Genomic DNA, 22,955 nt, shown 5'->3' with positions numbered 1-22,955 from the left:
TTTCAAAGGGGGACATCCATGTTTAGGACAAAAGATACGGGTCGCGGGCACAGGTTGCTAACAGGTAGAGGGTACAAGTGGTTCGTATCGGTTCTTGCGGCCGGAAGTTTGCTGCTGTCGCTGTTCCTCGCGCCGCCGCTGCTCTCTATCGTATGGGGGGCGACGCTGCTGGCTGTTCTCCTGCGCGGGATTCATTCAACTGAGACGCTTGAAGATCACATAGAGAAGCCTTATTCGCTGCTAGACGCTTTCTATCAGCATAGTCCAAGCGCCGTAACCATTCTGGACGCAGACGGGACGATCCGGCGGATGAATGCTTCCGGAGAGCAGATCACCGGCTACACCGAAGGTGAGGTGCAGGGGACGCCGGCAGCCGATTATCTCGTACCGGATGGGAAACAGAAAACGAAAGGCTTATTTGAAGAGGTAGTAAAAGGGTCGACCCGGTCATTCAGGTCGGCTGTTATTCATAAAAACGGGTACCATGTCGACCTCGAAAGTACAGCTGTACCGATCCGAAGCGGCTCGCATATCGCAGAAATCGTTATTATTAGCAACGATACCTCGTCGGCCAGACGCTCGGAAGAGCAGATTCGGCATATGGCTTATTACGATGATATGACCGGTCTGCCGAATCGGAGATTGTTCATCCGCCAGTTGGAGGCTTCGTTAAATTCTCTGACGGGTTCCGCAGCAGCGGGTAAACGACTCGCTGTGTTTTTCATTGACATTGACCGCTTTAAAATGATCAACGACGGGTTCGGGCATGATTACGGGGACATGCTGCTGCTGCAGGTGGCCGAACGCTTTATCCGCTGCTTGTCGGAGGAAGATTTCCTGGCGCGGACGGAGGGGGACGAGTTTGCGCTGTTCTGTGCCGGATATACGGATGAGAAGGGTACGGACCGTGTGAGGGAGCTCGCGGAGTCTCTGTTCCGGGTATTGCTGGAGCCCTTCACGCTAGGGCAGTACCAGCTGCATATTACCGCAAGCATCGGTATTTCCCTCGTATCTGAAGAGGAGAGCAGTGCGGAAGAACTGATGAAAGGCGCGGACATGGCCTTGACCCGGGCCAAGGAGAAGGGCGGCAGCAACTATCAGCTGTTCAACAGCCAGATGAAGTCGGCATCGCTTGAGAAGTTGACCCTCGAGCAGGAGCTTCGACGCGCCTTGTCCAGAAGCGAGCTGCTGCTTCACTACCAGCCTCAGATGGATATTGAAACGCAGCGTATTGTCGGTTTTGAAGCTTTAGTGCGCTGGAAGCATCCGGAACGGGGACTTGTGCCGCCAGGGCAGTTTATCCCGTTCGCAGAGGAATGCGGTCTGATCGTACCGATCGGCGAATGGGTGCTGAGTGAGGCATGCCGGCAGAATAAGGAATGGCAGGATGCGGGTTATGAGCCGCCTCCGGTTTCCGTTAATTTATCGACAAGGCAGTTTCTCCAGCATAATCTGACCGGACGGGTAGCAGAGGTTTTGCAGCAGACGGGACTTGCTCCCAGCCAGCTTGAGCTGGAGATTACGGAGAGCTGTACGATGGAAGTGGAGTATGCCACGGAACAAATGCTGGAGCTCAAGCAGCTCGGCGTCAAGATCAGCATCGACGATTTCGGTACGGGATACAGCTCGCTGTCGTACCTGAAGAAGTTTCCGATAGACAAGCTGAAGATCGACCAGTCCTTTGTCCGCGATATTATGACCGATCCCAATGATGCGGCTATTGTCGCTTCGATTATTGCGATGACGGGACATCTCAGCTTGAAGGTGATCGCAGAGGGCGTAGAGACAGAAGAACAGCTTCAATTTCTCCATCGCAATCAATGTGATGAAATTCAAGGGTATTACTTCAGCCCTCCGCTGAGCATCGACAAGGTCGAGCAGCTGTTGAAGGGCCGGTTACCTTAGAATGCATATTGATCGGAATCGTGAGTTAATGGATTTCATAGTCATCGATTTCATTGATTTTGAATAAGTAAACTTTCTTTTCATCCACATGGTAGACAGACAGGTTGCCGCTGGCCGGGTCAATATTGATGATTCTGCATGGCATGCTGAGCTTGACTCCCTGAGGCTTGATGATGGACAGACGAATCAAGGTATTGTCGGTCTGGAATTTTTTCATCTCATCCCAGATGTGACGATGCTGGTCGTAAGAAGCTTGAAGCCCGTCAGATGCCGCCGATTGCTGGATCGGTTGAATGACGGGCTTGATTTCTTTTTTGACCGTGGTCACGCTACCTGCAGCCTTCATCTGCCGCTGAAGAATCGTTTCCTTCAATGATTTCTCGATCTGTTTGCCGAGCTCGATCCCTTCCTTGATCTGATAATCCTCAATTGTATTTGAATTGAGCACATGCAGCAGCGCCTCTAGCGCACGTCCATTGGTCTCTTCCTCGATGAGAATGTCAACTTTGAATAAATATTTTTTTCGTGGGTTTTTCTGACTATCCATACAGGAACCTCCCTAGTTCGGTGGGACTATTATAGCATGTTTCGATAAGAACATGTAGTTGAGTAGACCTATGTCAGATCTTGGTATAATCCCGGTCTGGAAATGGGTGCGGATCAGCGAACATCCCTCATTGCGCCCTCATATAGTGAAAGCATACCGAGCCTTGAGGGGGATGCTGGATCATGATGCGTATGGAACCGGTCGAAGTGGGCGGACGCACGGCGCTCGCCATTGAGGTGAAGCTGCCGAAGACGACGCTGCTGGCCGTGACGACGGACAAAGGATACATCATGTGCGGAGCGCTGGATGTGGCGCTGCTGAATGAGAGGTTGAGGGACCGCAGCATCATAGCGGCTCGTGCGACGGGCGTCAGAACCATTGAGGAGCTTCTCAATGCCCCTCTGGAATCCGTCACGTACAAAGCTGAGGAGATGGGCATTTACCCCGGTATGCGCGGCATTGATGCTGTGGCTTTGATGTTCTAGGCAGGCAGCCTTCTGCATCCGGCAGGAGGCTTTGCTATGTCCGCTGGTTCCAGCCCGGAAGACTGACGGGTGCGGTGTGCAGAGCGTTGTTCTTTCCGGAGCGTGCTTGCGAGGGACAGTGCTTTTTCTGGTATAATAAGGCTATCAGACAAGTCACGAAGGGAGTCTGCGATGCGGAGCGATTCTTTCATATTCGAAGATGCCGACGGTATCCGGATTCACGTCTACAGGTGGCTTCCGGATGGGGAACGTCCGGTCAAGGCTGTCGTGCAGATCTCGCACGGACTGGCCGAGACGGGGGCGCGCTACGCCAGGCTGGCGCAATGGCTGACGGCTGCAGGTTATGCCGTGTATGCCAACGATCATCGCGGGCATGGGCAAACAGCCGGCTCTCCCGAGCGGGTAACCATGATCGGGGAGGACGGCTTTGATCGGATGACGGAGGGGGTCAAGCTGCTGACGGACCGAATCCGTGAGGAGATTCCGGAGATTCCGCTCTTCCTGCTCGGTCACAGCATGGGCTCGTTTATTGCGATGCAGTACATGTACCGCTTCCCGGGACATGCGGACGGGATTCTGCTCTCAGGCACGAAGGGGCCTCAGCAGGTCGTGCACACCTGCGGCTACTGGCTGGCTTCGCTGCTAGTTGCTCTACAAGGGCCTGATTATCGCAGCAAGCTGCTGAATGCTCTGTCGACCGGCACGTATAACCGGGCGTTTCGGCCGAACCGAACCTCAGCGGATTGGCTATCCCGGGATGAGGCCGAGGTTGACCTTTACTTGAACAATCCGTACTGCGGGGGAAATGCGACGAACGGATTGTGGCTTTTTATGCTGAAGGGGCTGCTGGGAAATCACCGGCCTGCTCATTTGCGGAGGATTCCGAAGGAGCAGCCGCTGTATTTATTCGCCGGGGATGAAGATCCGGTCGGCTCGCAGGGCAAGTCATTCATGGACCTAGTGCGCGTATACCGGAGCCTGGGCATGACGGATGTCTCCTATAACCTGTACAAGGGCGGACGGCATGAGATGCTCAATGAGACGAACCGAAGCGAAGTCATGCAGGATATCCTGGCATGGCTCGATACTAGAGCCGCGGCTCTAAGCAGGAACGAAACTACAAGAAGCGACTGAACCGGGCTGCCCGCATGCCAAGTTGCGGGTATCAAACGGAATGGCCGATGAAGATAGGAGCTTTGAATGGATATTCGGAAGATTACAACGCGCAAAATCTATGAGGTGATTGCGGATCAGATCCAGGATCAGATCACCAGCGGACAGCTGAAGCCGGGGGACAAGCTCCCCTCGACCAAGGAGCTGTCGGAGCGCTTCGAGGTCGGGCGTTCAACGGTCCGCGAAGCGCTCAGCGCGCTGAAAGCGATGGGACTGGTTGAAATTCATCAGGGTGAGGGCAGCTACGTGCGGACGATAGACCCCGGCGATGTCAGCTTGCCGGAGTGGAACTCCTTGCTGATGAGCCGGGAGACGATTCTGGATCTTCTCGAAGCCAGACAAGCGCTGGAGATCGCCAATGCGGGACTCGCTGCGGAGAAGCGGACGGAGGACGATCTGCGGCGGTTCGAAGCCATTCTGGAGCGTATGAAGCTTCACCTCGGCGATGAGGAGGAGGGGGAGCGATCGGACATGGAATTTCACCTCACGCTCGCAGAGGCTACACATAATGAGATTCTCGGGCGTATGATCGATTCTATCTCGTCTCCCATGCAGCTCGCGATCCGCGAGACGCGCCGCTTGCAGATGTACGGGAACCGTGCGGTGTCCGAGCAGCTATGGCAGGAGCATCAGGCGGTGTACGAAGCGATTCGCCGAGGCGACGCGGAAGCCGCGCGCGAGGAGATGCGCCGGCATTTGTTTCATGTCGAGCGGGTGCTGGTTTCTTTTCTCCGATAGGTTCCTAAATATTCCCGTGTTAACCTGACGGCTTGCCCGCCAGGTTTTTTGCTGTCTTGGCAAAGCGGGTGGAGCAAAATTGGAAAATTCAGCATAAATTTGATCATAACGGGTAAAAAATAGGCAAGAACATGAAAACACCAAGCCTCTTTAATAATCTCCTAATAATTTACTGAAACTTTCTGAAAGATTGATAGCTATAGTAAAGACATCAAGTTCATGGAGGTGATGGAGATGAAGGATATGCAGCTTCTCCATAAAGGTAAGGTCTATCAGGGGCAAGTTTGTTATGAAGGCTCCGATCTGATGGAGGTTTCGTTTGACGAATCTTCGGCTTTCGAGAGCGGAGAGTCGGTCATCTGTTTTAATTTCCAAGAACGGATACAGATGAGAGTGCTCCAGGTATCGAAGACGAAGCTTATTCTGGTGCCGGCCGATTCGGAGATTTTCAAGATCGAAGCCCAGCCAGGCAAGCATTATGATATGTACCGTGATGAGGATAAAACCTTCGCGAGCTTTAAACTCAATATGTTCGGTACGCTCAATGATGATTTCAAAATATTCCCGGTCCGTTATTGCTCGGTCAGCCGGCTTGGATTCGGGTTTGAAGTGAATGATTTCACGGTAAAAATGAACCATGTCTATGACAGCATGATCATCTGTGAGGAGGAAACGATTCATCCGCGCCTGGTGGTCCGCTATGCACATATTCGAGAACATACGATCCGTTATGGGGCCGAAATTCATTCTATCTCGTCGTCCGATCTGAACAAGCTCCGTTATTATTTGGTTGCTCAGCAGTTTCTGGAGAACTCCGTGTAAGGCTCCCTTCGAACATAACCCGGCCGCCGCCTTAGGGCGCGAGCCGGTTTTTTGGCATATTCAAGCAAGCTCACGCAGGTACGAAGGCAAGAAAGCCCTGCCCCTGGAATACAGGGCAGGGCAGGATGAGGCGTATCCAGCGGCCGCGGAGGGCCGCACGATTAGTGCGGTACAGGGCAGCGCTACAGCTTGGCGTGGCCTTCGACCCACACCTGCTCAATACGCAGGTCGGGCGATACGAGCAGCACGTCAGCCAGCTTGCCTGGGGTCAACGATCCGGTAAGCTCGAGCAGGCCGACGGCCTTGGCGGGATTGCGGCTGGCCAGTCGGCTGGCTTCCTCGACGGACAGGCCAACCCGCTCGACCATGAAGCGCAGCGCTTCGATCATGGTCAGCGTGCTGCCTGCGAGGCTGTTGCCTTCCTTGAGCCGGGCAACTCCATCCTGTACGATCACGGGGAGCCCGCCCAAATCGTACTCGCCGTTGCCGAGACCGGCTGCGGAGATCGCATCGGTAATCAGCAGCAGATTATCCTGGCGCTTCGTTTGCGTAAGCAGCTTGATGCCAGCCGGGTGGACATGATGTCCGTCGGCGATGACTTCGGCGTTGATGGCCTCCTCGGTTAGCACGGCGCCGACGACGCCGGGACTTCTGTGATGCATGCCGGTCATCGCGTTGAAGGTATGCACGGCATGGCTAAGGCCGTGGGCCGTTGCCTCAATGATCTGCTCGTACGTCGCATCCGTATGCCCGGCTGCGACGGCGATGCCTTGCTCCGACAGACGCCGGATGGCGGCGAGTGCCTGCTCGCGTTCCGGGGCAAGCGTAACGAGCTTGATCAGTCCCGGGTATTCCGCTGTCCAGGCGTCGATCCAGTCGAGCTGGGGACTCACGATATAGGACGGGTTTTGAGCGCCTGGCCATTTGGGACTTATGAAGGGGCCTTCGAGATGGACACCGGCTACGCGGGCATAAGGCGAACCCTGCTGCACATAATCTCGAACGGTGCGAAGAACGGCCTCGATGGCTTCACGAGATTGTGTGACCGTCGTCGGCAGTATCGTCGTCGTCCCCTGGCTGTTATGGAACTTGGTGATCGTATCCAGCGCTTCCTTGCTAGCATCCATCACATCGGAGCCGTAGCCTCCGTGGATATGCACATCGATAAATCCGGGCAGCAGCCAGCTCCCGGCGGCATCGATTCGGGTCGCCGCCGCTTCGGCTAGCGACTCGTCGAGCTCCTCCATGGAGCCGAGCGAGACGAGCTTTCCCCCACTCCAAGCAGCATAACCGTCAGCGAACGTCCGATCCTCGCCGACGACTTGGGCGTGAACGACTAAGGTATCCCAGGCTGATGTCGTCATACGAGCAGGCTCCCGGCTTCCTGATCCAGCAGTACGACAACATGCGGATGAGTTTGCAGCAGCGAGGCCGGGCATTCGGTCGTAATCGGTCCCTGCAGCGCCTGCTTGACGATCTCGGCCTTGTCGCGCCCGCGGACGACGAGCAGAATCATCTTGGCCTTCAGAATGGTGCCGACGCCCATCGTGATCGCTTGCGTAGGGACCTGATCCGGCGTGTCGAAGAAGCGGGCGTTCGCCTCGCGAGTCTGCTCGCGCAGCTGCACAACATGGGTGCCGCGGGTCAGCGTGCCGTCCGGCTCGTTAAAGCCGATATGGCCGTTGTGCCCGATGCCCAGCAGCTGCAGATCGATCTGGCCGCTATCCTCCAGCAGCTTCTCGTAGCGGAGGCACTCGGCATCCAGATCGTCAGCCTTGCCGTTAGGGATATGGCAGCGCTCCGGCGCAATATCGATCTGACTGAACAGATGCTGCTGCATGAAGGTGTAATAGCTCGCTTCATGGGTGCGCTCCAGGCCGATGTATTCATCGAGGTTGAAGGAGGATGCGTTTTGGAAGCTGACCGTGCCGGCTTGGTAAGCCCGGACGAGCTCCTCGTAAATACCGACAGGTGTTCCCCCGGTCGCCAGCCCGAGGCGGGCATTCGGGTTGGTTTGCAGCAGGGCGGTTATGATGCCTGCACCGGCTTGATTCAATGCGTCTTGAGTTTGAAAGGTCAGGATGTTCATCGACACGTCATCTCCCTTTTTCTTTGCGATATTTGCGGACTTGCTGGAAGGAATGCTCTAGCTGAGGCACATAATCGTCAAAATGCTCGCTGACGAGCGCCGTGAATAAGATATCGATCACATGCAGCTGCGCGATCCTGGAAGCCATATCGCCCCGCCGCATCCCTTCTTCCAGTGAGGAGGCGAAGAGGCGGATATCGGCTTCCTGCGACAGGCGGTTGGAGCCGAATTTGGTTAGGGATACGGTCACGGCTCCCCGCTCTTTGGCACACAGCAGCGCGTCGTACGTCTCGACCGTATCGCCTGAGTAAGAGATCGCGAAGGCGACATCACCCTCGTCCAGGGTTGAGGCGGACGTGATCTGCATATGCGAATCAGGCCAGCTGTGCGCGACCTTGCCGATCCGGATGAGCTTCTGCTGGAAATCGAGGGCTACGACGCCGGAGGTTGCTACCCCATAGAGGTCGATGCGCTTGGCGTCCCGCAAGGCCCGGACGGCCTCAGCGACTGCCTGCAGGTCCAACTGGCGCGTCGTGTCAGCGATCGATCGGATATGATTGGCCTCGATCGCCTGCGCGATGCTGTGCAGCGAATTGCCGGCGACAATATCTTGGTAGGTCGACTGCGCCGGCGTGATCGCGAGCTCCGCTCCGAGCCTCATCCTGAAATCACTGTAGCCCTTGAGCATCAGGCTGCGGCAGAAGCGTGAGACGGTGGCGGTGCTGATACCGGAGCGTTCAGCAAGCTCCGTGATGCTGAGCTGAACGGCTTCATGCGGATGCTCCAGCAGAAACTGGGCCAGCTCCTGCTCCTTGCGGTTCATGCCTGCTTGCTGCTGCCGGATCATTTGGATAATACTGGACATCGAATCACCCGCAGTTTAATATTTTTGTAAATTATTTCGTTATAAATGTATATATTTAAGAAAATTATTTTCATATTAATCATAACTCAACGGAGTGAGGCTTGCAAGATGTACCTATGCAAATATCTCCGCTAACAAGCCGGAGCAGAGCTCTTTAGCTTGTCAGGGAGAATGAGGGCCTTTGTTTTACTATATCTAAGATAGAATTTGGGCGGCTCCGGCATCTTGATGAACCTGACCGTCATAAATAGGCAGGCTGCGTAATTGAATCTCCGCCAGCAGCAGCTCGATAAAATCCTGTTCGAGCTGCAGGCAGATCGATCTCTCATAAGCGTCTAATAGCTCTTGATCGTTAAGCCATCTCATACCATGTCCCTCGCCATCTCATTTTCTTGTTCTGCCGCTTTTGAGCATGCTCATCCTTCGTGAATGACGCAGCCAGCCGTAGTAGGTTTTCAGGTCGCGCAGCTCCATGGAGGCTGACAGGCGTCCCAGGAAGGTGACCGCAACTAATTTATAGAAGAAAGTTGCGCTAGAAGGGGCAGCCGGATCCGCCGGAGCAAACTCGACCACCATCAGCAGATCATCGTCTACGACGTACACATCCTCTTCCTTACGGTAATAGGAGCGGATATTGCCGGACTCCAGACGGTCCCACAAGTAGCGTTTGATTTCGATGAAGCTGCATTTGTCGTTTTGCACACGTGTGGCCCAGCGGTTTTGCGCATGATGGGTGATGACAATTTCGGTAATTTTCTTGTCCTCCAGTTTAACGGCATCTCTCTCGTGGTCGCAGCAGTAGCTGTTGCCGGCCCTGTCCATCATAAACATGTGCCCCTCTCTGAAGCGTCTGGATGTCAATTACCATTATTATACTATTTATCATAATGTTAACTTGCGTTGAATGCAGCGCATATTTGGTCGAATCGTTCCCATTTTTTTTTCGCGATCATGCAAATCATGCAACAAATTTTGCGCGAAATAGAAAAAGGATGGGCTTTTAGCAGGCAGCTAAAAGAACCATCCATCAAGCTTGAAACCGGAAAAATAGGTAAAATGAATCAATAAAAAATAAAGAGAGACGGCATAAGTAGGATTATACTAATTATGCAATCTCTCTTTATTTTGGTAAAATAATGACTAGCCCCAATCGCTGTTGCGTTCGGTTAAAGCTTGCTTGCGGTTCATGGAAGAGTGACTGAACGTGCGGATCAATGCTGTGGATTCATCCAGTGATAAGCCGGCAGCGGCCGGTACCGCGTGGGTTGGCGCTTGGTCATGGGAGCGATTCCGCTGGTGAACCGCCTCATGTAATTGCGGGTGCAGCTTGATAGAAATCATATCCAGTTCACTCCTGTTCGGGGAAGATGGTATTTCATTCCTATTATAGCAAATTATAAGATGGAAGGGATATGATTTTTTAAGAATGTCGAAACCCTATTTTTTCACGGGACTGCTTGTAATCATTTTCTTGGCCGTGCAAGCCTGGTGCTCGTTTATAACCTTTCACTACCCCTACATCGGAATCAGCATCGAACAAGCAGCGGGGAAGCAGTGGGTGATTCGCGAGCTGGAACAGGAAAATATTCGCGCTCAGCTTGGCTTGCAGGTAGGAGACATTGTAAAGCTGGTGGATAACAAGCCACCGGAAGAGTCGCCATCGGTTCAAAAATGGAAGATGGTCGAGCAGGCCCGCACGCTTCTGATTTCCAGAGACGGGCAGGATGCAGAAATCGAGATTAAGGTTAACAGCACTACCCTAGGGGACATGATTCCGCTGGTTCAGGAATTTGTATGTCTGCTAATGGTCGTGCTGCTCATTGTCAAAGCCAGACAGTCCCCGTCGGCCAGACTGCTCGCCGCCGTGTTTTTGACGATGACGATTATTTATATGAGCCTGGGGGCTTCGGTTAGAGGCGATGCCTTGGGCAAGCTGCTGATCACGGGTTTTATGATGATGCTGCCGGCTGTCTTTGTTCACTTCCTGGTTGTTTTCTTCAAGGAAAAGAGCAATCTGATCTTGCCTGTACGAAGCCTGAAATATTGGTATGCATGGGGCATAGCGGGGCTCGCCCTAAGGCTGCTGTATTTCTATCCTCCGACGTCCTATCTGGTTTACCGGTATAGCGCTTTGATCTCGTTATGTTTTTTCATTGCCGGGTTTATTTATATTCTGGGGATGCTGACTTTCCTGTATGTACAGGCCAAGAAAGCGTCGGCTCCGGTCATGACCATTATTGTTAGTATTAGAACTTCATTTTTTCTAGCGTTTCTGCCTGCGATTTGCTTTTCCTTTTTACCGAGCATTCTGACAGGCAGCGCGCTGATTGACGCTAGGTTCACCAGTTCGTTTATCCTGCTTTTCCCGATCTCCTTTGCCTATCTGATCGCCTCGGATCAGCTGTATGATATCGGGCTTGTGTGCCGTCGCTTTCTATTCGCCTGCCTACTGGCGGTAGTACCGGTTAGTTTGTTTACCGGCATTTATATCTTCCTCTTCCAGCAGGAGACGAAGATCGGTCAGGTTATTTTTATTAGTACGGGCGCCATGATCATGGTATCGCTGGTGCTGTATGCGGCCGAGCATGGGTCGACGAAACTGGAGCCGTTCTTATTCCCGCGGAAATTCATGCTGCAGGCGGCGCTGAAGAAAATTTCCAGAAACCTAGGAACCATCTCGAAATTTCGTGAGCTGAAGGAACTGATTCTTGTGGATATCGTAACTACGCTGCAGGTGTCGGGGAGTGCGATTGTGTTCGCTTATGAGAATGAGATGGAAATCATCCATGAGGGCGAGATCGATCCGGATGAGATCCGGGAATTAATCGGCTCGTCGTCGCTGCTGGAGCATCCGCAGTATACATGTATCGAGATGAACCGTCATGAGGCTTACACGAGCTTCCTGGTCATTACCCGCAAGAAGACGAACACGCGGCTGGCCAAGGAAGAGCTGCAGTGGCTGAGGCTGATCACTTCCTATCTGGAGGTTAGTCTGGAGAATGTTCACCTGATCCGCAAGCTGACCTATCGGCTGCAGCAGATGGCTTCTCAATTGCCTCAGGAGCATACCGCGCAGGACATTCAGTGGTTCCGCAAGGTGATGTTCGACCTCCAGGAGGAAGAGCGGGTACGCATCGCGACGGAACTGCATGATACGACGCTGCAGGATTTGTTTTTCCTCAAGCGCCGGCTGTCGGCCTTGGCGGATAACGGAGTTCGTTATAAGGAAGATCAGGAGCCTCTGAGAGGGCTGATCCACTATGTGGAGATGATCAACGAGAGCTTGCGTCAAAGCTGCTTTGAGCTGAATCCGTATTTGCTGAAGGAGGTGGGCCTGCTGAAGACGCTGAATATGTATCTGGAGAAGGAAGCCTATACGACTCCGTTCGAGCTGGAATTTCGGATAGGAGCGGAGGGGGCTGTCGAGGCAGGAGACTTGTCCGCTAAGCAGCATTTATTTCGGATTGTGCAGGAGTTGCTGAACAACGCGAAGAAACATTCACATGCGACCAAAGTCATTTTTCAGATCGAGGAGGCCGCAGGGATGCTCCGCTTGAGATATGAGGATGACGGCGTTGGTTTTGATGAAGAGGGGACGGCTTCCAGACAGATCGGATCATCAGGCATGGGACTCGAGCAGATGAGAAGCCGGGTGCTGCATATGGGCGGAGAATTGACATGTATCACGCAGAAAGGAAGCGGGACGACATTCGTCATTACCGTACCTACGGAAGGGGTTATGTCCGCATGAGTGAAGTCATAAAAGCACTGGTTGTTGATGATCATCCGCTTGTCGCCAATGCGACTAAGGCGTTGCTGGAAGAGCTGGACCGGATCGAAGTCATCGGAGTCGTCAGGACAGCTAGCCAGTGTATGGAGCAAGCCAAGCTGCACAAGCCCGATCTGGTGTTCCTCGACTACCATCTGCCCGATCAATCCGGCATGGAGGTGGCAGCCTGGCTCAAGCAGCATCATCCGGGAACGCATATCGTCATCTTTACGGGAGTGGAGCTGACGGGTATCCTGGACCGGCTGATTGAAATCCGGGTTAGCGGCGTCTTGTCCAAGGAGTCCGGCGAGCGGACGATCAAGAATATGGTTAACTGTATTCTGGATGGTCATACGATGCTGCCCTTGTCCATCTATCACCGGATGCAGCTGAATAGCGGATATGCTCCTGAGGATGAACGGCTGGAAGAAGAAGAAGTGCTGATGATGAACATGCTGGTTAAGGGAGCCACGCATGAGCAGATTGCTTCCCGGATTCATATGAGTAAGCGAACGGTCGATAATTATTTGCGTAAGATCTATGCCAAGCTGGGTGTCAAATCGAGAGTGGAAGCGCTGGAGAAGTTCATCACTAGCAAATATTACATGTAGAACGGGGAGGGGACGCACGTGAATCCGGAGATTAAGCAGCAGATGGAGCGGATTGTAGAGGAATACATCGAGGTAGAGGATCTGAAGTCGCTGCTGATTTCCTTTATCGCGGAGAAGCATCTGGAGTCCAGTTCCTGGTCTCAGGTGACGCTTTGTACCCACTACATGCTGGGCGGAGTCTCGCCCGATATTCAACGTCTGGCGGCGGTGACAGAGTTGATCGCACTTACCTTGGATATTATCGATGATCTGCAGGATCAGGATCAACGGAGCAAGCCGTGGATGCAATGTCCGCAGGAGGTAACCTTGAACGCCGTGCTGGTCCTGCTGATGGGAGCGGTTGGCGAGATGGGACAGGTTGGGGTATCGCCCGGGGCTATGACGGAGATGAGCAGAATTATAGCGAGGTCTGTGAACGGACAGCAGAAAGATCTGAATGCGAGCGTGACCAATGCCGAGGAGTATCTGGCGATGACGCAGGAACGATCCGGCTCTTTATTCCGGTTGGCTTGCTTTATGGGCTATACGTCACTGGCTATTACGGATGAAACGATCGAACACCTGCACCAGCTGGCGGACTGCACCGGTCTCATCCATCAGATTCAGAACGATATGCGGGACTTGGTCCGCTATGATACGAAGAATGACCTGATCGGCCGCAAGCGTACGCTGCCCCTGCTGTATCTGCTGGAGGTGGAGGACGAGGCTTTCCGTCCGATTCAGGATTATTACGCAGGCCGGCTTTCCGCCGATTGGCTGCTGGCCAATAAAGACGAGCTGATCGGAATGATTCATGATTCCGGCTGCATGGAATATGCGCGCGTCGTTCAATCCATCTGTCTGCAGAAGGCGGAGGAGATTTTTGCGCAGGTTCAGGGGGAGGACTCCTGGAAAGCCCAGTTGAAAGCAACCATGATCGGGTCGTATCTGGAGGCCGAATAATATGCTGCAGTCGATGCTCCGGCCTGGGGGCATCTTTTTTTTGGAGAAAAAAAGACAAGCTCTCCCTGGCGGGGGAAAGCTTGTTTTGGCGTTGCCAGCCTGAATAGGCCGGTTTATTTGAACAGCTTCTTCAAATTCTCGCTATAAGGGCCGCGAATGACGCCTTTCTCGGTAATGATCGCTGTTACATACTCGTTCGGCGTGACGTCGAAAGCGGGGTTATATACCTTGACCCCGACAGGTGCCGTACGCTTGCCGAAGCCTTGTGTAATCTCGTCCTCATGGCGCTCCTCGATCGGAATATCCGCGCCGGTCGGCGTGTTCAGATCGATCGTAGACATCGGGCAGGCGACGTAGAACGGGATGCCGTGGGCCTTGGCCAGCACGGCTACGCTGTACGTGCCGATCTTGTTGGCCACATCGCCGTTGGCCGCTACCCGGTCAGTGCCGACGATGACGGCCTGGATCCAGCCCTTCGCCATCACGGCGCCGGCCATGTTGTCGCAGATCAGTGTGACGTCCACGCCAGCCTGCTGCAGCTCGAACGCCGTCAGACGGGCGCCCTGGAGCACCGGACGGGTCTCATCGGCGAATACCTTGAGCGCGATGCCTCTCTCCTGAGCCAGATACATCGGCGCAAGCGCCGTGCCGTAGCGGGCCGTTGCCAGGCCGCCGGCATTGCAATGCGTCAGGACGCCCATGCCGTCCTGGAACAGGCCGAGCGCATGCTCGCCGATCAGCCGGCATGTTTCCTCGTCCTCGGACTGGATGGCGATGGCTTCGCCGAGCAGCGCTTGCTTGGCCGCTTCGGGCTCTACGGAGCCTTCGGCGGAAGCGCCCAGCAGCGAAGCGGCTTTTGCCCGCATCCGGTCCAGCGCCCAGAACAGGTTGACCGCCGTCGGGCGGCTCGTCGCCAGGTAATCGCACTGGCGGCCTACCTCGGCCAGCAGATCTTCCCGGCTGCCCTCGAACGGACGGATGCCGAGATACACGCCGAATGCTGCGGCGATACCGATCGCAGGTGCTCCGCGTACGGCGAGCTGCTTGATAGCGTCCCAGACCTGCTCGGATGTCGTTAGTTCCAGATAGACGATTTCGTCAGGGAGGAGCCGTTGATCCAGCAGATCCAGGCGATCCTCCAGCGAGTTCCAGCGTACCGATTGAAGCCAATCGGCTGCCGGAGCTTGTTCGGTTGTCATAGTTCTCATCTCCTCGCGTTATTCGTGCTTACAGAACCGCCTTGTCGGCGGTTTCGATCAGTTGATCGATGGATGTTACCGAGCGGTTCGACTTGATTAGTGCTGTGCCGATAGCCAGGGCGATGCGCTGTGCGCGCTCGCGGGCGGCTTCGTCCTGCAATTGATTGATGTCTGCGACTTGGGCGAGACCGTGTATGCGGCGCACCATCTTGCTGCCAGCGAATCCGACCGTATCGCGCAGCACCTCTTGCAGGTAGTAGTCGGCAAAACCTGGTGTACGGAACATGCGGTCTACGCCATGCTCGTTCCACAATGCGCGGAATTCGGCTTCGAACTTCGTCCAGATATCCCGGATCGTGCCGGTGAGATAATCCCGGTAGTCGCGACGGGACGCGCTGTCTAGGCTAAGGCCTTCCTGCGCGGCGAAATTCAGCAGCAGGTTCGCGATAACAGCTCCTATATCAAAGCCCATCGGCCCGTAGTAGGCGAATTCAGGATCGATGACCTTCGTCGAATCGGCCTTGATGAAGATGCTGCCGGTGTGGAGGTCGCCGTGCAGCAGGGATTGTGCCTTCGTGAGGAACTTGTCTCTCAGAATGGCCACTTCCACATGCAGCTCGTTGTCCTGCCAGACAGCCTCGACCGCATCGCGGATTGCAGGCGGCACATTATTATTAGGCGAATCGGTATAAGGATCATCGAAGATCAGATCCTCCGTAATCTTGCAGAGCTCCGGATTGATGAATCGCTTGACACGCTCCTTTTTCTCCTGCTGGTTCAGACCCAGATCGGAAGTGAAGAACAGCGTGCGGGCCAGAAAGGTCGCGATATGTCCGGCGAACAGCGGGTACCGCTGGCCTTCGATCAGCCCTTTACGCATGATAACATGATCGCTCAGATCCTGCATGACGGTAAGTGCGAGCTCGGGCTCATAGACATGCACGTGAGGGACCAGCTTGGGGCAGAGAGATTCTTGTATGAGAAGGGCTTCGCTCTCGATCCGTGCACGGTCGAGAGTGAGCGGCCACGATTCGCCAACAACCTTGGCATAAGGAAGCGCCTGCTTGAGGATGATGCTTTTACCGGAGGAAGGCTCGGAAATATGAAACACCAGGTTCAGGTTGCCGTCCCCGATCTCGCGGCTGCTCAGCTCGCTGCCCGGGGCGAACAAGTCGGGGAGCTTGCGGGCGTATTCGATCGCCTCGGCTTCAGTTAACGGATGATACGCAGACATGGGAATGAATTCCTCCTTTTTCCATAGCCAAACAAGTTCATTCCCTCTAGTATAAAACAATTTGCCCACGGTTGGAATAGTAGGCGGAAGGCGGGTGCCTCCAGTTAGCGGTTCGTTTGCAGCAGGAACGGTCACGTCAGGCAGCAGAAAAAAGAGAGGCCAAGGCCTCTCTTTGTCCCGTTGGCGTTTGATTCCGCCAAGCCGTCCTTACATGGACGATTTTCTGCGATGCTCCACCAAATCGATCGCGCCGAGCACGACATGGGCAAGCCCGAAGCCCACCACCGCAGCGGCGGCCATTGGATACTTGCCCCGCATTGCGGCGCCTGACGCCGTTACAGCCGTACCTAATACCGTTGGAAGCAGACCTTCACGCATTGTTCTGTTCCTCCCTCGCAAGTCGTTTTTGGATGGTGCTGTCTTAGCATCGAACTTTGCGATTGATTTTATGCCGCCTCGGAATTGCATTGTTTTGCCTAAAAATCTATAATTATTTGAATGGCTTTATCCCGTGCGGGCGACAATCCGGACGCGAAACCCGCTACAACGGGATTGCAAAGGAGGGAGAGCGCGGTTGGACGAAGACGAGGAAGCGATAGGCCTCAAGGAATGGGCCATTGCTGTGGAGGCGCTTAGTAGCGGAGACCAGATCCTGATCATGCGCAAGGGAGGCATTCGTGAAGAGACCAGGGATTTTCGTGTGGAAAGCGACTGCTTCTACCTATACCCTACCTACGAGCATCAGCGCAAGGAGCTGGTCGAGGAGCCGTATGCGTCCCGTGTGGAGGAACTGGCGGCAGCCTGGAACGCAGAGCAGACGGAAGCGGCCATCGCTTTTTATGCGGAGATGACGGAGGATATTCTGATCCATTCGCAGGAGGAGCTGGACAAGCTGAAGCCGTTCCATATCTGGACGGAGCAGCTTGCCGAGGAGCGCCTCAAGTGGAAGCGGACGAAGCCGCTGCATCTGATGCTGCTGAGGGTGTACAAGCTGCAGCCGGCCGTCATCGTACCGGTGCTTCCGGCTTATAACGGCTGCAAATCCTGGATCGGACTGCCCGCTGAGCTGCTGAAGCATGTCGAACGGGTGCCGGTGTTGTCGGATGAACAGTTTCAAGCGAGATGGGACGAGATCCGGCGGGCGTTAAATCAATGATTTCAAAGAAAAAGCGCCAAAAACGGCGCAGGCAGGTATTTATTGATTCCAAATGGTAAGATATAATAGTATATTATGATTGAGAATCATTGAGAATCAGTTTAGAATGATTCTTAAGAGAAAACAATTACAAAAATTTAGGGAAGCACGGAGGCAAACGATATGGCAAATTCTCCTCATTTTCAAATAGAGGGCTTGAAAGCAACAATCGAAGGCAAGGAAATTCTGAAAGGCCTGAGCCTGGAAATCAAGGGCGGCGAGGTCCATGCGATCATGGGACCGAACGGTACAGGTAAAAGTACGCTTGCTTCTACGCTGATGGGGCATCCTAAGTATGAAGTGACGGCCGGCTCTGTTACGCTGAACGGCGAAGACGTGCTGGACATGGCTACAGACGAAAGAGCGCGTGCCGGCTTGTTCCTGGCTATGCAATACCCAAGTGAAATTACCGGCGTAACGAATGCCGACTTCCTGCGCAGCGCGATCAATGCCCGCCGCGAGGAAGGCAGCGAGATCTCACTGATCAAATTCATCCGTCTGATGGAAGGCAAGATGAAGGAGCTGGAGATGAACCCCGAGTTCATGCACCGCTACCTGAACGAAGGCTTCTCCGGCGGTGAGAAGAAGCGTAATGAGATTCTGCAAATGCTGATGCTGGATCCGAGCATCGTAATCCTGGACGAGATCGACTCCGGTCTTGATATCGACGCTCTCCGTATCGTAGCGAACGGCGTCAACGCTATGCGCTCCGAGGACCGCGGCTTCCTGATCATTACGCACTACCAGCGCCTGCTGAACTACATCAAGCCGGACTTCGTCCACGTTATGATGCAGGGCCGCATCGTCAAATCCGGCGGACCTGAGCTGGCTCAGCGCCTGGAGAACGAAGGCTATGACTGGGTGAAGGAAGAGCTGGGCATCATCGACGAAACCGTTGGCGGAAGCGAAGAAGAGGAATTCAAGATTCCGATGAACACGACCGCTCCAAAATATTAATCAGCTACCCGGGAGGGACAGGAGGAATAACGAATGAGCACACAAACTCTTCCGATCGACCGCGTGAGCTTGGTGGAGCAGTCCAAAGCACGGAAAGAACCCGAATGGATCACCTCTTTGCGTGAACAGGCGCTTGAGCTCGCCACCACACTCGATTGGCCGGTATTGGAAAAAACAAGAATTGACCGTTGGAACTTGTCTTCTTTCGGCACTTATAAGCAAGCCGAGACACTGTCCTCGCTTGAGGCGCTGCCGGAAGCGGCCAGAACGCTCGTAACGGGCGGAGGCGAAGGAAGCCCTGACAATCTGCTCGTACAGCGCAATTCCGGCGTTGTGTACAGCAGCCTGTCGGAGACGCTGGCAAAGCAGGGCGTTATCTTCTGCAGCCTTGAGGAAGCTTTGATTCAGCATGAGGAGCTTGTTCGCAAGCATTTCCAAAGCGTGATCAAGCATGACGAGCACCGTCTGACGGCGCTGCATGCGGCGCTGTGGAGCGGCGGAGCCTTCCTGTACGTTCCGAAGAACGTTCAGGTCGATGTGCCTGTACAGGCATTGTTCCTGACCGATGATGCGGAGGCGAGCTTCTCTCCGCACGTGCTGATCGTGGCCGAGCAGCATTCGTCCGTGACGTACGTGGACAGTTTCATCTCCGAAGGCAGCCTGAACGGGCTGGTGCAGAACGGAGCGGTAGAAATCGTCGTGAAGCCAGGCGCTAAGGTGACCTTCGCTTCCGTTCATAACCTGAACGAGAGCGTGACGGATCTTACTTACCGCCGCGCTGCGGTCGAAAATGACGGCGCAATCGAGTGGATCGTCGGCGAGATGCACTACGGCAATGCCGTATCGGATACGACGTCCATTCTCCATGGCAACGGCTCAACCTCCGATGCCAAGGTGATCTGCGTGGGCACGGGCGATCAGAAGCTGAACATCTCGACGCGCGCCGTTCACTTCGGCAAGAGCTCGGACAGCCAGATGATCACACGTGCGGTCATGCGCGATTCCTCGACGGCGATTATCAACGGGATCACCAAGATTGAGCATGGCGCGACTAAGGCGAACGGCGAGCAAACGGAGAAAGTTCTGATGCTTAGCCCGAAATCCCGCGGCGACGCCAATCCGATCCTGCTGATCGACGAAGACGATGTAACGGCCGGTCACGCAGCGAGCGTAGGCCAGGTTAACCCGGAACAGGTTTATTATCTGATGAGCCGGGGTATCACGAAGGCGGAAGCCGAGCGTCTGATTATCTACGGATTCCTGGATCCGGTCGTCGCTGAAATTCCGCTGGAGCTGGTACGTTCCCAACTGCAGCTTCTCGTCGAAAGGAAGTTGGGACAATGAATACGGCCGATATCCGCAGTCTGTTCCCCATTCTGAAGCAAGAGATCAACGGTCATCCGCTCGTGTATCTGGATTCCGCTGCTACGTCCCAGAAGCCTGTCTCGGTCATCGAAGCTATCACCCGGTACTACGAGCAGGACAATGCGAATGTGCATCGCGGCGTTCACACCCTCGGATCGCGTGCGACCGATGCCTATGAAGGCGCGCGTGAGAAGGTACGCCGGTTCTTGAATGCCCGCTCTACCGAGGAGATTATCTTCACGCGGGGAACGACGACGGCTATCAATCTGGTCGCAGCCAGCTATGCGAAATCCGTATGCGGGCCGGGCGATGAGATCGTCATCACCCCGATGGAGCATCACAGCAATCTGATCCCATGGCAGCAGGTTGCGAAAGCAACCGGTGCCGTGCTCAAATATATGCCGCTTCAGCCAGACGGAACGATCCGTCTGGAGGATGTGGAGAAGACAGTAACGGAGCGCACGAAGATCGTATCCGTCGTGCATGCGTCCAATGTGCTCGGAACCGTCAATCCTGTGAAGGAAATCGCGGCTATCGCTCACAAGCATGGCGCGAAGATGGTGGTTGACGGGGCCCAAAGCACCCCGCATAAGAAGATCGACGTACTGGATCTGGACTGCGACTTCTATGCGTTCTCCGGCCACAAGATGTGCGGACCGACGGGGATCGGCGCTTTGTACGGCAAGAAAGAGCTGCTGCTGAATATGGAGCCGATCGAATTCGGCGGCGAGATGATTGATCATGTGGGCTTATACGATTCCACGTGGAAGGACCTGCCTTGGAGATTCGAAGGCGGTACGCCGATCATCGCGGGCGCCGTAGGGCTCGGAGCTGCGATCGATTTCTTGGAAAGCATCGGACTTGACGCCATCGAGCAGCATGAGAGGAAGCTCACCGCCTATGCGCTCGAGCGGATGCTGCAGGTGGAAGGCTTGACGGTCTACGGGCCGCAGACGAACCGGGTCGGCCTGGTCACATTCAACCTGGATGATGTTCATCCTCATGATGTGGCTACGGTGCTGGACTCCGAGGGCGTAGCCGTCCGTGCTGGGCATCATTGCTGCCAGCCGCTGATGCGCTGGCTGAATGTAACAGCTACAGCAAGAGCCAGTTTTTATCTGTACAATAACGAAGACGATGTTGACCGGTTGATCGCTGCCCTTATCAAAACAAAGGAGTACTTCGGTCATGCAATTGGATGATTTATACCGCAGAGTCATCATGGATCATTATAAAAATCCCCGTAACCGCGGGAGCTTCGAAGGGGACTCGGTCAGTATTGACCTGAATAACCCCACCTGCGGCGATAAGATCCAACTGCAGATGCAGGTAGAGGACGGGATTGTCAAAGCTGCCAAGTTTACGGGTGAGGGATGCTCGATCTCCCTCTCCTCCGCTTCGATGATGACGGATGCCGTCCGGGGCAAGACACTGGACGAAGCGCTGAATATGGCGGATTCCTTCTCCTCGCTCATGAAGGGCGAGCCGACTGAATTCGAATATGAGGACATCGAAGCCCTATCGGGCGTCAACAAGTTCCCGGCGCGGATCAAGTGTGCGACACTGGCGTGGAACGCGCTGCGTAAAGGTATCGATCAAGTCAAGCCATAACGGGTAAAAAGTGAAGAAGAGATTTTCAAAGGAGGTACGAAAGCCATGGCTAAGAAAATGCCGGAAATGGAAGAGTACAAATACGGGTTTCGCGATGAGCATCAAAACATTTTCCAGAGCGGAAAAGGACTAACACGCGAGATCGTAACCGAGATTTCGCGGATGAAGGGCGAGCCGGAATGGATGCTGGAATTCCGCCTGAAGTCGCTCGAGCAGTTCCTCAAGACGCCGATGCCTAACTGGGGCGGTAACATGGACGATCTGGATTTCGACGATATCCAGTACTATGTCAAGCCATCCGAGAAGCAAGGCAAGACGTGGGAAGAGGTACCGACCGAGATCAAAGAAACCTTCGACAAGCTGGGGATTCCGGAAGCCGAGCAGAAGTTCCTGGCCGGCGTATCGGCCCAGTACGAGTCTGAGGTTGTCTACCACAGCATGCAGAAGGATCTGGAAGATCAAGGCGTGCTGTTCATGGATACAGATTCTGCTTTGAGAGAGCATCCGGAGATTTTCAAAAAATTCTTCGGCACGATCATTCCTCCAAGCGATAACAAATTCGCGGCTCTGAACAGTGCCGTATGGTCCGGCGGAAGCTTTATCTATGTACCTAAGGGCGTGAAGGTGGAAATTCCGCTGCAAGCCTACTTCCGGATTAACTCGGAGAACATGGGACAATTCGAGCGTACGCTGATCATCGCCGACGAAGGCAGCTTCGTTCACTACGTGGAAGGCTGCACAGCGCCGGTATACAGCACCAACTCGCTGCACAGCGCAGTCGTTGAGATCATCTGTCTCAAAGACTCCCGCGTGCGCTACACGACGATCCAGAACTGGGCACCGAACATCTACAACCTGGTTACCAAGCGTGCCGTTGCCGAAGAAAACGCCACGATGGAATGGGTTGATGGCAACATCGGCTCCAAGCTGACGATGAAGTACCCGGCTGTTGTGCTGAAGGGCCGCGGCGCGAAGGGCATGGTTCTCTCCATCGCGGTAGCAGGCAAAGGCCAACACCAGGATGCAGGCGCGAAAATGACGCATCTGGCACCAGACACGACGTCGACGATCGTCTCCAAGTCGATCAGTAAGCACGGCGGCAAGGTGACGTACCGTGGACTTGCTTCGTTCGGCCGTAACTCTCAAGGGTCCAAGGCGAACATCAAGTGCGATACGCTCATTATGGATAATCAATCCACGTCCGACACGATCCCGTACAACGAGATCATGAACGATAACATCACGCTGGAGCACGAAGCGACGGTATCCAAGGTATCCGAAGATCAGCTCTTCTACCTGATGAGCCGCGGACTGACCGAAGCGGAAGCTACCCAGATGATCGTCATGGGCTTCATCGAGCCGTTCACCAAGGAGCTGCCGATGGAATATGCCGTAGAGATGAACCGTCTGATTAAGTTCGAAATGGAAGGGTCTATCGGGTAAGCTTC

General features: G+C 54.4%; 24 protein-coding genes. 14 read left to right on the top strand and 10 right to left on the bottom strand.

Going from position 1 to position 22,955, the window contains the following annotated elements; translation table 11 throughout:
- The first annotated feature begins 18 nt into the window (after nucleotides 1–18).
- A complete protein-coding gene (locus WMW72_RS02885; protein WP_341413891.1) occupies nucleotides 19–1,905 on the top strand; it encodes a putative bifunctional diguanylate cyclase/phosphodiesterase in 1,887 nt (628 codons plus the stop codon).
- 25 nt (nucleotides 1,906–1,930) lie between these two features.
- On the opposite strand, the gene WMW72_RS02880 is transcribed toward WMW72_RS02885, so the two are convergent.
- Nucleotides 1,931–2,452 carry a hypothetical protein gene (locus WMW72_RS02880; RefSeq protein WP_341413890.1) on the bottom strand — a complete coding sequence of 174 codons (522 nt, stop codon included), beginning with the start codon at nucleotides 2,450–2,452 and terminating at the stop codon, nucleotides 1,931–1,933.
- 182 nt (nucleotides 2,453–2,634) lie between these two features.
- Here WMW72_RS02880 and WMW72_RS02875 point away from each other — a divergent pair, with 182 nt between their 5' ends.
- The 4 genes from WMW72_RS02875 to WMW72_RS02860 all read left to right on the top strand — a co-directional run bounded on the left by WMW72_RS02875 (nucleotide 2,635) and on the right by WMW72_RS02860 (nucleotide 5,670).
- Nucleotides 2,635–2,937, top strand: a complete 303-nt coding sequence (locus WMW72_RS02875) for a YunC family protein (RefSeq protein ID WP_341413889.1) — start codon at nucleotides 2,635–2,637, stop codon at nucleotides 2,935–2,937.
- A 171-nt stretch (nucleotides 2,938–3,108) separates the two neighbouring features.
- A complete protein-coding gene (locus tag WMW72_RS02870) occupies nucleotides 3,109–4,071 on the top strand; it encodes an alpha/beta hydrolase (RefSeq protein WP_341413888.1) in 963 nt (320 codons plus the stop codon).
- Nucleotides 4,072–4,137: 66 nt separating this feature from the next.
- Nucleotides 4,138–4,848, top strand: coding sequence for a FadR/GntR family transcriptional regulator (locus tag WMW72_RS02865; RefSeq protein ID WP_341413887.1), 711 nt, complete (start codon nucleotides 4,138–4,140; stop codon nucleotides 4,846–4,848).
- Nucleotides 4,849–5,082: 234 nt separating this feature from the next.
- Complete coding sequence (locus WMW72_RS02860; RefSeq protein ID WP_341413886.1) at nucleotides 5,083–5,670, top strand: hypothetical protein; 588 nt, start codon at nucleotides 5,083–5,085, stop codon at nucleotides 5,668–5,670.
- A gap of 182 nt (nucleotides 5,671–5,852) precedes the next feature.
- Here the strand turns inward: WMW72_RS02860 and nagA are convergent, their stop codons facing one another.
- The 6 genes from nagA to WMW72_RS02830 form a co-directional block, all read right to left on the bottom strand.
- Nucleotides 5,853–7,034 (bottom strand): N-acetylglucosamine-6-phosphate deacetylase, encoded by a 1,182-nt coding sequence (nagA, locus tag WMW72_RS02855; protein ID WP_341413885.1) that lies wholly within the window; start codon nucleotides 7,032–7,034, stop codon nucleotides 5,853–5,855.
- On the bottom strand, nucleotides 7,031–7,759 hold the full coding sequence (nagB, locus tag WMW72_RS02850; RefSeq protein ID WP_341413884.1) for a glucosamine-6-phosphate deaminase: 729 nt from the start codon (nucleotides 7,757–7,759) through the stop codon (nucleotides 7,031–7,033). Before nagB ends, nagA begins: the two co-directional genes overlap by 4 nt.
- 7 nt (nucleotides 7,760–7,766) lie before the next feature.
- Nucleotides 7,767–8,624: a MurR/RpiR family transcriptional regulator gene (locus WMW72_RS02845; protein WP_341413883.1), complete on the bottom strand. Its 858-nt coding sequence runs from the start codon at nucleotides 8,622–8,624 to the stop codon at nucleotides 7,767–7,769.
- A gap of 195 nt (nucleotides 8,625–8,819) precedes the next feature.
- On the bottom strand, nucleotides 8,820–8,990 hold the full coding sequence (gene sda / locus WMW72_RS02840) for a sporulation histidine kinase inhibitor Sda (RefSeq protein ID WP_341413882.1): 171 nt from the start codon (nucleotides 8,988–8,990) through the stop codon (nucleotides 8,820–8,822).
- Nucleotides 8,991–9,008: 18 nt separating this feature from the next.
- Nucleotides 9,009–9,449, bottom strand: a complete 441-nt coding sequence (locus WMW72_RS02835) for a hypothetical protein (protein ID WP_341413881.1) — start codon at nucleotides 9,447–9,449, stop codon at nucleotides 9,009–9,011.
- Between the two features lie 315 nt (nucleotides 9,450–9,764).
- On the bottom strand, nucleotides 9,765–9,965 hold the full coding sequence (locus WMW72_RS02830; RefSeq protein WP_341413880.1) for a hypothetical protein: 201 nt from the start codon (nucleotides 9,963–9,965) through the stop codon (nucleotides 9,765–9,767).
- Nucleotides 9,966–10,050: 85 nt separating this feature from the next.
- Between WMW72_RS02830 and WMW72_RS02825 the strand changes: the two genes are divergently transcribed.
- The 3 genes from WMW72_RS02825 to WMW72_RS02815 are packed head-to-tail and all read left to right on the top strand — an operon-like array spanning nucleotide 10,051 to nucleotide 13,946.
- Complete coding sequence (locus WMW72_RS02825) at nucleotides 10,051–12,375, top strand: sensor histidine kinase (protein WP_341413879.1); 2,325 nt, start codon at nucleotides 10,051–10,053, stop codon at nucleotides 12,373–12,375.
- The gene (locus WMW72_RS02820; protein WP_341413878.1) at nucleotides 12,372–13,004 is read left to right on the top strand and encodes a response regulator; all 633 of its coding nucleotides are present in this window, start codon (nucleotides 12,372–12,374) and stop codon (nucleotides 13,002–13,004) included. The genes WMW72_RS02825 and WMW72_RS02820 overlap by 4 nt, the downstream gene beginning before the upstream one ends.
- A gap of 18 nt (nucleotides 13,005–13,022) precedes the next feature.
- A complete protein-coding gene (locus WMW72_RS02815; RefSeq protein WP_341413877.1) occupies nucleotides 13,023–13,946 on the top strand; it encodes a polyprenyl synthetase family protein in 924 nt (307 codons plus the stop codon).
- A gap of 113 nt (nucleotides 13,947–14,059) precedes the next feature.
- Here the strand turns inward: WMW72_RS02815 and mtnA are convergent, their stop codons facing one another.
- From mtnA to WMW72_RS02800, 3 genes are all read right to left on the bottom strand, one after another.
- Entirely contained in the window at nucleotides 14,060–15,154 is a 1,095-nt protein-coding gene (mtnA, locus tag WMW72_RS02810; RefSeq protein WP_423227503.1) for an S-methyl-5-thioribose-1-phosphate isomerase, read from the bottom strand.
- A 19-nt stretch (nucleotides 15,155–15,173) separates the two neighbouring features.
- Entirely contained in the window at nucleotides 15,174–16,379 is a 1,206-nt protein-coding gene (gene mtnK / locus WMW72_RS02805; protein WP_341413875.1) for an S-methyl-5-thioribose kinase, read from the bottom strand.
- A gap of 207 nt (nucleotides 16,380–16,586) precedes the next feature.
- Nucleotides 16,587–16,757 (bottom strand): asparagine synthase, encoded by a 171-nt coding sequence (locus WMW72_RS02800; protein ID WP_341413874.1) that lies wholly within the window; start codon nucleotides 16,755–16,757, stop codon nucleotides 16,587–16,589.
- A gap of 196 nt (nucleotides 16,758–16,953) precedes the next feature.
- On the opposite strand from WMW72_RS02800, the gene WMW72_RS02795 reads away from it, so the two are divergent.
- The 6 genes from WMW72_RS02795 to sufB all read left to right on the top strand — a co-directional run bounded on the left by WMW72_RS02795 (nucleotide 16,954) and on the right by sufB (nucleotide 22,950).
- A complete protein-coding gene (locus tag WMW72_RS02795) occupies nucleotides 16,954–17,535 on the top strand; it encodes a DUF1802 family protein (RefSeq protein WP_341413873.1) in 582 nt (193 codons plus the stop codon).
- 162 nt (nucleotides 17,536–17,697) lie between these two features.
- Entirely contained in the window at nucleotides 17,698–18,531 is an 834-nt protein-coding gene (gene sufC, locus WMW72_RS02790; RefSeq protein ID WP_341413872.1) for a Fe-S cluster assembly ATPase SufC, read from the top strand.
- Between the two features lie 33 nt (nucleotides 18,532–18,564).
- Nucleotides 18,565–19,875 carry a Fe-S cluster assembly protein SufD gene (gene sufD / locus WMW72_RS02785; protein ID WP_341413871.1) on the top strand — a complete coding sequence of 437 codons (1,311 nt, stop codon included), beginning with the start codon at nucleotides 18,565–18,567 and terminating at the stop codon, nucleotides 19,873–19,875.
- Nucleotides 19,872–21,098 (top strand): cysteine desulfurase, encoded by a 1,227-nt coding sequence (locus WMW72_RS02780; protein ID WP_341413870.1) that lies wholly within the window; start codon nucleotides 19,872–19,874, stop codon nucleotides 21,096–21,098. The genes sufD and WMW72_RS02780 overlap by 4 nt, the downstream gene beginning before the upstream one ends.
- The gene (gene sufU / locus WMW72_RS02775) at nucleotides 21,085–21,507 is read left to right on the top strand and encodes a Fe-S cluster assembly sulfur transfer protein SufU (protein ID WP_341413869.1); all 423 of its coding nucleotides are present in this window, start codon (nucleotides 21,085–21,087) and stop codon (nucleotides 21,505–21,507) included. The genes WMW72_RS02780 and sufU overlap by 14 nt, the downstream gene beginning before the upstream one ends.
- Before the next feature lie 45 nt (nucleotides 21,508–21,552).
- Nucleotides 21,553–22,950, top strand: coding sequence for a Fe-S cluster assembly protein SufB (gene sufB, locus WMW72_RS02770; RefSeq protein WP_341413868.1), 1,398 nt, complete (start codon nucleotides 21,553–21,555; stop codon nucleotides 22,948–22,950).
- Nucleotides 22,951–22,955: the final 5 nt, after the last annotated feature.

The sequence above is a fragment of the Paenibacillus filicis genome, assembly GCF_038070315.1.
GTDB lineage: Bacteria > Bacillota > Bacilli > Paenibacillales > NBRC-103111 > Paenibacillus_G > Paenibacillus_G filicis.
This window is presented reverse-complemented; position numbering and strand designations above follow the sequence as displayed.